The 10,612-nt window shown below is 67.8% G+C and carries 9 protein-coding genes; 5 read left to right on the forward strand and 4 right to left on the reverse strand.

Annotation, left to right across the window (positions count from 1 at the left end; translation table 11 throughout):
* Nucleotides 1-173: 173 nt before the first annotated feature.
* Nucleotides 174-1,601, reverse strand: coding sequence for an amino acid permease (locus IAE56_RS19065; protein ID WP_108768721.1), 1,428 nt, complete (start codon nt 1,599-1,601; stop codon nt 174-176).
* An 84-nt stretch (nt 1,602-1,685) separates the two neighbouring features.
* Nucleotides 1,686-3,158: an amino acid permease gene (locus tag IAE56_RS19070; RefSeq protein ID WP_200753609.1), complete on the reverse strand. Its 1,473-nt coding sequence runs from the start codon at nt 3,156-3,158 to the stop codon at nt 1,686-1,688.
* Between the two features lie 130 nt (nt 3,159-3,288).
* Here IAE56_RS19070 and IAE56_RS19075 point away from each other — a divergent pair, with 130 nt between their 5' ends.
* Complete coding sequence (locus IAE56_RS19075; protein ID WP_200753610.1) at nt 3,289-3,903, forward strand: NUDIX hydrolase; 615 nt, start codon at nt 3,289-3,291, stop codon at nt 3,901-3,903.
* A 237-nt stretch (nt 3,904-4,140) separates the two neighbouring features.
* On the opposite strand, the gene serA is transcribed toward IAE56_RS19075, so the two are convergent.
* Nucleotides 4,141-5,382: a phosphoglycerate dehydrogenase gene (gene serA, locus IAE56_RS19080; RefSeq protein ID WP_116864590.1), complete on the reverse strand. Its 1,242-nt coding sequence runs from the start codon at nt 5,380-5,382 to the stop codon at nt 4,141-4,143.
* Between the two features lie 172 nt (nt 5,383-5,554).
* On the opposite strand from serA, the gene IAE56_RS19085 reads away from it, so the two are divergent.
* The 4 genes from IAE56_RS19085 to IAE56_RS19100 all read left to right on the forward strand — a co-directional run bounded on the left by IAE56_RS19085 (nt 5,555) and on the right by IAE56_RS19100 (nt 9,720).
* Nucleotides 5,555-6,943, forward strand: a complete 1,389-nt coding sequence (locus tag IAE56_RS19085; RefSeq protein WP_200753611.1) for an FAD-binding oxidoreductase — start codon at nt 5,555-5,557, stop codon at nt 6,941-6,943.
* A gap of 62 nt (nt 6,944-7,005) precedes the next feature.
* On the forward strand, nt 7,006-7,317 hold the full coding sequence (locus tag IAE56_RS19090) for a DUF2388 domain-containing protein (protein WP_200753612.1): 312 nt from the start codon (nt 7,006-7,008) through the stop codon (nt 7,315-7,317).
* Between the two features lie 40 nt (nt 7,318-7,357).
* A complete protein-coding gene (locus IAE56_RS19095) occupies nt 7,358-9,154 on the forward strand; it encodes a DUF4105 domain-containing protein (RefSeq protein ID WP_200753613.1) in 1,797 nt (598 codons plus the stop codon).
* Nucleotides 9,155-9,255: 101 nt separating this feature from the next.
* Nucleotides 9,256-9,720, forward strand: a complete 465-nt coding sequence (locus tag IAE56_RS19100; RefSeq protein WP_200753614.1) for a hypothetical protein — start codon at nt 9,256-9,258, stop codon at nt 9,718-9,720.
* A 140-nt stretch (nt 9,721-9,860) separates the two neighbouring features.
* Here the strand turns inward: IAE56_RS19100 and yeiP are convergent, their stop codons facing one another.
* Nucleotides 9,861-10,427, reverse strand: coding sequence for an elongation factor P-like protein YeiP (gene yeiP / locus IAE56_RS19105; RefSeq protein WP_079221730.1), 567 nt, complete (start codon nt 10,425-10,427; stop codon nt 9,861-9,863).
* Nucleotides 10,428-10,612 lie beyond the last annotated feature (185 nt).

Below are 10,612 nucleotides of genomic sequence, written 5' to 3' on the forward strand. Positions count from 1 at the left end.
GGTGGGCGGGGGTGTCCGCGGCATGGATGCCGCGGCCAAGCCTCCAGGGATGGATTCACGGCGTCCCCCGCGAACCCATGCCTCCCCGCCAAACCCTCAACCCAGCCGTTGCTCTGGAAGTTGCTCCAGCTCCAGCGGGTGCAGGGCCGCAGGCCCTGCACTACAAAAACCCCTTACTGACCCCGCAGGCGGCTGTGCCTGAACCCGTAACCGAAATAGATCACGAACCCGACCACCGTCCACACGCCCATCAGCATCCAGTTGTGCAGCGTCATCGCCGACAGCAGCGCCAGGCAGCTCAGCACGCCCAGGGTGCAGATCAGCCACGCCATCGGCATGCGGAACGGACGCGGCAGGTCCGGCTGCGTGCGGCGCAGGATCAGCACGCCCGCGCACACCGCCGTGAACGCGATCAGCGTGCCCATCGAGGTCAGTTCGCCCAGGATGTCCAGCGGGAACAGCGCCGCCAGCAGGGCGATGCCGATGCCGGTGATGACCGTATTGATGTGCGGGGTGCGGTACTTCGGGTGGATCCTGGTGAACACCGGCGGCAGCAGGCCGTCGCGGCCCATGATCATGAAGATGCGCGGCTGGCCGATGATCATCACCAGCACCACCGAGGACAGGCCGATCAGGGCGCCGACTTCGACCACCCAGCGCAGCCAACCGAGCTGCGGGTGCGCGGCCACGGCGGTCACCACCGGCTCGTCGGTGCCCAGCAGCGGGTAGGGCACCAGGCCGGTCATCACCGCCGCCATGGCGATGTACAGCACCGTGCAGATCACCAGCGACACCATCATGCCGAAGGGCATGTCGCGCTGCGGGTTCTTCGATTCCTGCGCCGCCACCGACACCGCCTCGAAGCCGATGTAGGCGAAGAACACCATCGCCGCGCCGCGCAGCACGCCTTCCATGCCGTACTTGCCGGGGCCTTCGTTGGCCGGAATGAACGGGGTCCAGTTGCTGGTGTCCACGTACTTCCAGCCGACGACGATGACAAGAATGATCAGGCCGGTCTTCAGCACGACCATCGCCATGTTCATCGCCGAGGACTTGCTGATGCCGACGTAGCACAGCCAGGTCAGCAGCAGCACCAGGCCGGCCGCGGGCAGGTTGGCGATGGCGCCGGTCGGGCGCAGCTGCGCATCCAGTGGCGCGCTGACCAGTGACGCCGGTAGATGGATGTCGAACTGGCTGAGCAGGCTGAGGAAGTAGCCGGTCCAGCTGACCGCCACCGCCGAGGCCGAGACGCCGTACTCCAGCACCAGCATCCAGCCGATGAACCAGGCCGAGAGCTCGCCGAAGGTGGCGTAGGTGTAGGTGTAGGCGCTGCCGGAGACCGGCACCATCGAGGCGAACTCGGCGTAGGCCAGCGCGCAGAAGGCGCAGCAGATGGCCGCCAGCACGAAGGACAGCATGATGGCCGGGCCGGCGTGGTTGGCCGCAGCCTGGCCGGTGATGACGAAGATGCCGCCGCCGATCACCGCGCCGATGCCCAGGGCGGTCAGGCCCCACGGGCCGAGGTGGCGGCGCAGGCTCAGGCCGTTGGCGTCTTCATGGGCGGCATGCGGGTGCTTGGTGGCCCACAGTTGCTTGAACATGGATGTCGATCTTTTCGAAGCGCGCCGCTGCCGGCGCGCGGGGAGAAACGGACGGGCCGGCGCAGGGGCCGGCCCGTAGGCACATCAGGAGGACTTGGCCAGCTTGCTGTTGCGGATGCCGTAGCCGAGGTAGATCAGCAGGCCCAGCACGGTCCAGCCCACGAACAGGTGCCAATGCACCACGAACGCCTGCCAGAACAGGAACAGACAGGTGGCTGCGCCCAGCGGGCAGATGATCCAGGCGGCCGGCACGCGGAACGGGCGGTGCAGGTCCGGCTTGCTGTAGCGCAGGACCAGCACGCCGATGCAGACGGTAGCGAAGGCCAGCAGGGTGCCCATCGAGACCAGTTCACCCAGCACGTTCAGCGGTACCAGGCCGGCCAGCGCCGCGGCAATCACGCCGACCACGATCGTGGCCCAGTACGGGGTGCGGAAGCGGGCGTGGACCTTGCCGAAGAACTTCGGCAGCAGGCCGTCGCGCGAGATCGTGTAGGCGATGCGGGTCTGGCCCATCATCATTACCAGGATCACCGAGGACAGGCCGGCAATGGCGCCGATCTCGACCGCGGTCTTCAGCCAGGCCAGCTGCGGGTAGCCTTCCAGCGCGGTGGCCACCGGCTTGTCGGTGCCCAGCAGGTGGTACGGCATCATGCCGGTCAGCACCGCGCAGACGATGATGTAGACGATGGTGCACACGGCCAGCGAGCCGAGCAGGCCGATCGGCATGTTGCGCTGCGGGTCCTTGGTCTCGCCGGCGGCGGTGGAGACCGCATCGAAGCCGATGTAGGCGAAGAACACGATTGTGGCGGCGCGGAAGATGCCGCTCCAGCCGAACTCGCCCGGGCCGGTGTTTTCAGGGATGAAGGGGTGCCAGTTGCCCGGATCGATGTGCGCCGCGCCGATGCCGATGAACAGGCAGATGACAGTGACCTTGATGGCCACGATGATCGCGTTGACGAAGGCCGACTGGGTGACGCCGACATACAGCAGGCCCGACACCGCCGCGATGATCAGCACCGCCGGCAGGTTGAACAGCTTGCCGGAGGCGACGAACTCGCTGCCGGTCCAGGCGATCGGCGCTGCGCTGAGCGCATCCGGGAACGGCATGTTCAGCGTGCTGGTGAGGAAGCTGATCAGGTAGGCCGACCAGCCCACCGCGACCGAGGCCGAGGCGAACAGGTACTCCAGCACCAGGCACCAGCCGATGAACCAGGCCATGCCTTCGCCGAGGGTGGCGTAGGAGTAGGAGTAGGCGCTGCCGGAGACCGGCATCATCGCCGCGAACTCGGCGTAGCACAGGCCCGCCAGCGCGCAGGCGAAGCCGGCGATGACGAACGAGAGCATGACCGCCGGGCCGGCATGGTTGGCCGCGGCCTGGCCGGTCAGCACGAAGATGCCTGCGCCGATCACCGCACCAATGCCGAGCATGATGAGGTGTTTCGCCGTGAGGGTCCGTTTCAACGTGGCTTCGCCGTCCAGGCTGCCTTCGATGGGTTCGCCAGCATCGACGTGCCCGGCCGGCTGGACCGGCTTGACCCTCAACAGTGCTTTCAGCATGCAGAACTTTCCTGATGATCGGATTGGGGCCGCCGATGCGTTGCCGGCGGCCTGGAATGGTGAAGGCCGTGCGAACGGCCCGCTGTACCTTAGCCAAAGCTGAAGCCACCGCACAAGCGCAATCGCAACAATGAACGGCGATAATGAGCAGTATTTTTCCGATATCCCCGCATTCATGGACCAATCCGCTGAATCCCTTGCCGCGCTTGACGATCACCTGCGTGGGCTGCTGCAGGACTACGCCCGCCGGGAGCCATCCCACGACGCGCTGGCTGCCGAATTCGGCACATTGATCGACGATCCGGAAGATCCTTTCTGTCGTGAACGTCTGGCAGGGCACTTCACGGGCAGCTGCTGGCTGGTCAGTGCCGATGGCCAGCGCCTGCTGCTGACCCACCACCGCAAGCTGCAGCGCTGGCTGCAGCTGGGCGGCCACGCCGATGGCGACCGCGACCTGGCCCGGGTGGCGCTGAAGGAAGGGGAAGAGGAATCCGGCCTGACCGGCCTGGTGCTGGACGACCCGGCCATCTTCGACCTGGACAAGCACTGGATTCCCGAGCGCAAGGACGTACCGGGCCACTGGCACTACGACGTGCGTTTCGTGATCCGTGCCGTGGGCGGCGAAGCCTTCGTGCTCAGCGAGGAATCCCTCGACCTGGCCTGGCGGCCGGTGGCCGAGGTCGCCGCGGATCCGGCATCGGACGAATCGATGCAGCGCATGGCCAACCGCTGGCTGGCCCGCTGACAGGCATCCACGCATGGCGTGGCTCTACTGCAACCCGGTAGAGCCATGCCACGCGTCTGCAACCCGGTAGAGCCACGCCATGCGTGGCTGGCGCGGTACAACCCAGTAGAGCCACGCCATGCGTGGCTGGCGCGGTGCCGGATGCATTTCCGCCGGGATGCGCCCCCCCGCCCGGGGGGGGGGCCCCCGGCCGGGCCCGGGGGGGGGGGGGGGGGCCCCCCCCCGGCGACGCCTTCATCAATACAGAATGCGGGTTCGCAGGGTGCCCGGAATCGCGGCCAGCTCGTCACGCACGGCGCCGGCCTGCTCCTCGCTGGCGGTGATGTCGATCACCACGTAGCCCACCTTCGGGTCGGTGCGCAGGAACTGGCCGTCGATGTTGACGTTGTGGCGCGAGAAGATCTCGTTGACCTTGGACAGCACGCCCGGCACGTTCTGGTGGATGTGCAGCAGGCGCAGGCTGTCGGCGTGCTCGGGCAGGGTCACTTCCGGGAAGTTGACCGCCGACAGGGTGCTGCCGTTGTCGCTGTAGCGCACCAGCTTGGCCGCCACCTCGATGCCGATGTTGTCCTGTGCTTCCAGCGTGCTGCCGCCCACGTGCGGGGTCAGGATCACGTTGTCGTGGCGGGTCAGCGGCGATTCGAAGACATCGCCATTGCCCTTCGGCTCGACCGGGAACACGTCCAGCGCGGCGCCGCCGATATGGCCGCTGGCCAGCGCTGCATCCAGGGCATCAATGTCGACCACGGTGCCGCGCGCGGCATTGATCACGTGCGCGCCGGGGCGCATCTTCGCCAGCTCGGTGGCGCCGATCATCCACTGCGTGGACGGGGTCTCCGGCACATGCAGGGTGACGATGTCGGCGCGCGCCAGCAGGTCGTCCAGGCTGGCGGCAGCGCGGGCATTGCCCAGCGACAGCTTGGTTTCCACGTCGTGGAAGATCACCTGCATGCCCAGCGATTCAGCCAGTACGCCGACCTGGGTGCCGATGTGGCCGTAGCCGATGATGCCCAGGGTCTTGCCGCGCACTTCATGGCTGCCGCTGGCCGACTTCGACCAGCCGCCGCGATGGCATTCGGCGTTCTTCTGCGGAATGCCGCGGGTCAGCATGATCGCTTCGGCGATGACCAGCTCGGCCACGCTGCGGGTGTTGGAATAGGGGGCGTTGAACACCGGGATGCCGGCCAGCTCGGCCGCGTCCAGGTCGACCTGGTTGGTGCCGATGCAGAAGCAGCCCACCGCGATCAGGCGCTTGGCCTCGGCCAGCACCTCGGCGCTGAGCTGGGTGCGCGAGCGGATGCCGACGATGTGCGCCTCGGCGATGCGCGCCTTCAGTTCGTCTTCCGGCAGCGCCTTGCTGTGCGCTTCGATCTGGCTGTAGCCGGCGGAGGTGAACACCTCCACGGCGGTCTGGCTGACCCCCTCCAGCAACAGCACGCGGATATCCTGCTTGGGGAACGAGGTCTTCTTCGGCGACATGGTGCGGCACGGCCAGTGGGACAGGGGCTGACCACTATGCCAGAACGCCGGGGCCATGGTGCAGTGCGGAAATAGTTGCATTCGTAGCCATCTGCTGGCGATTGACGGGGCTGGACGCTGGCCCGCGCCACTGGCACGCTTGCCCGTTCTTCACGCACCGCGCTGGACTGTCATGACCGATTCCCGCATCGCCTCGCTGCAGCAGGCCTGTCCCGGCCTGAAGCTGAAGACCGACCCTGCCGACCTAGAGCATTACGGCCGCGACTGGACCCGGCGCTGGACGCCGGCCCCGCTGGCCATTGCCCTGCCGGCAACGGTGGAGGAGGTGCAGGCGGTGATGCGCTGGAGCGCGGCCGAGGCTGTGTCAGTGGTGCCCTCGGGCGGCCGCACCGGCCTGTCCGGCGGCGCGGTGGCGGCCAATGGCGAGCTGGTGCTCAGCCTGGAACGGATGAACAAGGCGCTGTACTACGACGCCGTCGACCGCACCTTGGTGGTGCAGGCGGGCATGCCGCTCGAGGCGCTGCACAATGCTGCGCTGGAACACGGCCTGATCTATCCGGTAGATTTCGCGGCGCGCGGCTCGTGCTCGATCGGCGGCAACATCGCGACCAATGCCGGCGGCATCCGCGTGATCCGCTACGGCAACACCCGCGAATGGATCGCCGGGCTGAAGGCGGTCACCGCCAGCGGTGAGCTGCTGGAACTCAACAAGGGCCTGATCAAGAACTCCAGCGGCTACGACTTCCGCCAGCTGATGATCGGTTCGGAAGGCACCCTGGGCGTGATCGTCGAGGCCACGGTGAAGCTGACCGACCCGCCGCCGGCCAGCAACGTGATGCTGCTGGCGGTGCCCAGTTTCGACGTGCTGATGCAGGTGTTTGCCGCCTTCCGTGCGCGGCTGCAGCTGCAGGCCTTCGAATTCTTCACCGAGCGCGCGCTCGAACACGTGCTGGCGCACGGTGCGCAGGCACCGTTCGACGAGGTGCACCCGTACTACGTGGTCACCGAATTCGCCGCCAATGACGAGGCGCAGGAAGCGGCCGCGATGGCGGCTTTCGAGGACTGCATGGGCAATGGCTGGGTCAGCGATGGCGTGATCAGCGCCAGCGATGCCCAGGCCGCCCAGCTGTGGCGCCTGCGCGAGGGCATCACCGAGGCGGTGGCGCGCTACAAGCCGTACAAGAACGACGTCTCGGTGCGGATCTCGGCAATGCCGGCGTTCCTGGCCGAGACCCAGGCGCTGATCGGCGAGGCGTATCCGCATTTCGACGTGGTCTGGTTCGGCCACATCGGTGACGGCAACCTGCACATCAACGTGCTGAAACCCGATGACACCAGTGACGCCGATTTCGTAACGCAGTGCGAGCACGTCACCAAGCTGCTGGCGCAGGTGCTGGCGCGCTTCGATGGCAGCATTTCCGCCGAGCACGGCATCGGCCTGGTCAAGAAGGGCTACCTGGACAGCACGCGCGGACCGGCGGAAATCGCGCTGATGAAGGCGGTCAAGCGCGCGTTCGATCCCGACGCGCGGCTGAATCCAGGCAAGCTGTTCGACGTCTGATGCAGGCAAAGACTTCACGCAACCATTACGCTCCATGCATACCCACTGATGGCCTGACCACGATGACCCGTCCGCTTCTGCTGCTCGCCCTGCTGTCCTTGCCGCTGGCCGGCTTCGCTTCCAGCTTTGCCGGCTCGTCTGCCGGTACGTCGGCCGGTTCGGCCTCCGCTTCTTCGGCAGGCACCTCGGGCAGCAGTTCGGGTAATGACAAGGTCGTGCTGGCGGCGCGCGATGACGCGGCTGCCTTCGTTGCCAGCGATGGCCAGATCCGTGGCGCACGCCTGCAGGCGGCACTGGTGCACCTGCGCGAGCAGGATGCCGCTGCCCAGCAGCAGAGTGACCTGCAGCTGGCCCGCGCGCTGCTGGCGCGCTGATCCGGCCTTCCGGTAGTACCGGCCGCTGGCCGGCAATTCCATGACATCTGCACGGAACGCAGCCACGCATGGCGTGGCTCTACTGCTGATCGCGCATGCTGCGCACGCCGCCGATCGCCTGCAGCTCGATCCGGCCGGACTGAGCGGGCCGCAACAGCAGCTCGCCCGGCAGACGCTGGACGACGTGCAGGCGCTGCTGCCCGATGGCCTGCTGCGTGCCTTGCCCGCGCAGGTACGGGTGTCGTGGCGCGATGATCTGCCGGCACAGGTACACGGCCGCGCATTCGCCGGGCGCATCGCCCTGCGCCTGGATCTGCTGGATGACAGCCAGGCCGGTGCGCGCCGTGCGCGCCGCAGCGCACTGATCCATGAACTGACCCACGTTGCCGACCGCAGCGGCGCGAACTGGTCGCGCAGCGCGCGTTGGCGCGACCTGGCCGGGTGGCAGCGCAGGCCCTGGCACCTCGGGCGTGGCGCCAACCATTTCAGTGACCGCAGCCCGGATCCCTACGAGCTGCAGGACCCTGCCGAATACCTGGCGGTGAACGCCGAGCGCTTCGTGCTCGATGCCGAATTCGCCTGTCGCCGGCCGGCCATGGCGCAGTGGTACCAGCAGCATTTCGGGACGCCGCCGTCGCTGCCGGCGCCGCAGTGCGGGCGTACCGTGCCGCTGCTGCAGGCCGAGGAGGAGGAGGGCGCCGCGTCGCTGCTGCAGCTGGACCCTTCGCGCGTCTATGCCGTGGACTACCTGCTGGCCGAAGGCAGTGCGCAGCCGATGAGCCGCTGGGGCCACAGCATGCTGCGGCTGGTGATCTGCCGCCCGGGCCGCGTGCCGGGGCCCGAGTGCCGGCTGGATCTGCAGTACCACCGCGTCCTGTCGTTCCGTGCATTCGTCGGCGACGTGCAGATTTCCAACTGGCGCGGCCTGACTGGCGGCTATCCGTCGCGCCTGTTCGTGCTGCCGCTGCAGCAGGTGGTGGACGAATACACCAAGGTCGAGCTGCGCGGCCTGCAGTCGTTGCCGTTGAAGCTCGACCGCAGCGAGATTGCCAGCCTGCTCGAGCGGACTGCGCAGGTGCACTGGAGTTATGACGGGCGCTATTACTTCGTCAGCAACAACTGTGCGGTGGAAACGGCCAAGCTGCTGCAGGCCGGCGTGCCGCGGCTGGGCGAGGCGGGCCTGGCCCAGCTGAGCCCGCGCGGCCTGCGCCGCCGTCTGGCGCGGCTGGAAGTACTGGATGCGCGGGTACTTGATGATCCTGCCAGTGCGCAGGCGCAGGGCTACTACTTCGCATCCGCACGCGATCATTACCAGCAGCTGTTTGCGGTCGCGGCGGCACAGAGTGCATTGCCAGCGGCAGATGTTCGGGGCTGGCTGAAGCTGCCCGCGCGGCAGCGCGCGCCGTGGCTGCAGCAGGGCGATGTGCGCGCCAGCGCCGGATTGCTGCTGCTGGAGCAGGCCGCGCAGCGCCGTGCCGAGCTGCGTGCGCGCGATAGCTTGAAGCGTCGCCTGCTGGCGTCGCCGGACGGCCCGGCAACCGCGCAGCTGCGTGGCCTGCTGGAACAGAGCGGGCAGTGGTTGCGGCCGGGCCGGTTGCTGGCCGATGCCGGTTACGGGTTGCCGCTGGCCGAGGAGCAGGCCGTGGTTGCCGAGGCCGTGACCGCCGCCAGTGCCGCGGCCGTGCCTGCCTGGCAGTCGCTGCGCCAGCAAATGCGCGCAGAGCTGCCTGCCGGACAACGGCAGGAGCTGGATGACATCGATGCCAACCTGGCCGCACTCGGCAACCGGCTGCGGGAGCAGGCAGCGGCGCCGGCAGCGGGCGTGGCCGTTCGCTGATTGCCGCATGCATGGGGCTGCGGTCAGGCGGCTTTCAGGCCCTGCCGTTGCCAAGGTGGTACGGTCAGGTGTCCTCAGCAGTATCGACAAGGAGTCGAGCCATGCGTACAGCTCCCAGCCTGTTGGCGGCCTCCCTGGGCATCATCCTCACCGCGTGCCAGCCGGCACCAGCCCCCGCCGCAGCGGCAGGCGCCGACCTGCCAGGCCCCGTGCCTGAGCCGGCGACGGACAGTGCCGCCGCGAGCGAAACCGAAGGCAACGGCAGCGCAGGCACCGCAGCGTTCCGTGCCAGCGGCAATGAACCCGGCTGGCTGGCCGTGGTCGACGGCGACGCGCCAGGCCTGCAGGTCGAGGTGGACTATGGCGAGCGCCGTTTCCAGGTTGCCGCACCCACCGCGGGCGCCGATGGCTGGGCTGGCAACGCCGCCGATGGCACGCCCATCAAGCTGAGCTTCCAGCGCACCACCTGCCAGGACGGCATGAGCGGAGAATCATTCGAGGCCAAGGCGATGCTGACCATCGGCGCGCACCAGTACCACGGCTGCGGCAACTTCGGCAGCAAATAATCGTAATTCTGTAGAGCCGAGCCCATGCTCGGCTGCACTTCGCCCGCGATGCATCAGCAGAAGCAGCCGAGCATGGGCTCGGCTCTACAGGAGGTGGTCGCGGGGGGGGCCCCCCCCCCCCCCCCCCCCCCCCGGGACACTTAGTCGGCGCGGCCGGCGAATTCGCCGGTGGCGGTGTTCACCAGCACGCGTTCACCGTTGGCGATGTACTCCGGCACCATGATTTCGATGCCGGTGTTCAGCTTGGCCGGCTTCGGGCGCTTGGTGGCAGTGCCGCCCTTCAGTTCCGGCGGGGTCTCGATCACTTCCAGCACGACCGAGGCGGGCAGCTGGATCGCCACCGGCTGCTCGTCGATGACCTGCACGTAGATGCCGGTCAGGCCGTCGGTGATGTAGCCGGCGTCGTCACCGATCACGTCGGCGTCGAGGGTGTAGGGGGTGTAGTCCTCGTCATCGAGGAACACGAACGCATCGCCGTCCTTGTACGAATAGGTGGACTGGCGGCGCAGCAGTTCGACTTCGACCAGGTTGTCGTCGGCATCGAAGCTGGCATCGAGCTTGTTGCCGCCCGGCACGCTGTACATGATGAAGCGGAAGCGGACGTTGCCGCCGCGGCCCTGCGGCGAGCTGCGCTCGATGTCGCGGATCTGGTACACGCCGTTGTTGTACTCGACGACGTTGCCCTTCTTGATGTCGTTGGCTTTCATGATGTTGTTGGTCGTTGGGGGTGGGGGGGGGGCCCCCCCCCCCGGGGGGGGGCCCCCCGGTGGGGCGCCACTCCCCCTCGGCCCTCTGTTCTGGCGGGGGCCATGAGTTCTGGTGGGTGCCGACCGTTGGTCGGCACTCCCCTTGCCCTGGTGGGTACCGACCGTTGGTCGGTACCGCGTCATGC

It is taken from the genome of Stenotrophomonas sp. S41 (assembly GCF_016624625.1).
Lineage (GTDB): Bacteria > Pseudomonadota > Gammaproteobacteria > Xanthomonadales > Xanthomonadaceae > Stenotrophomonas.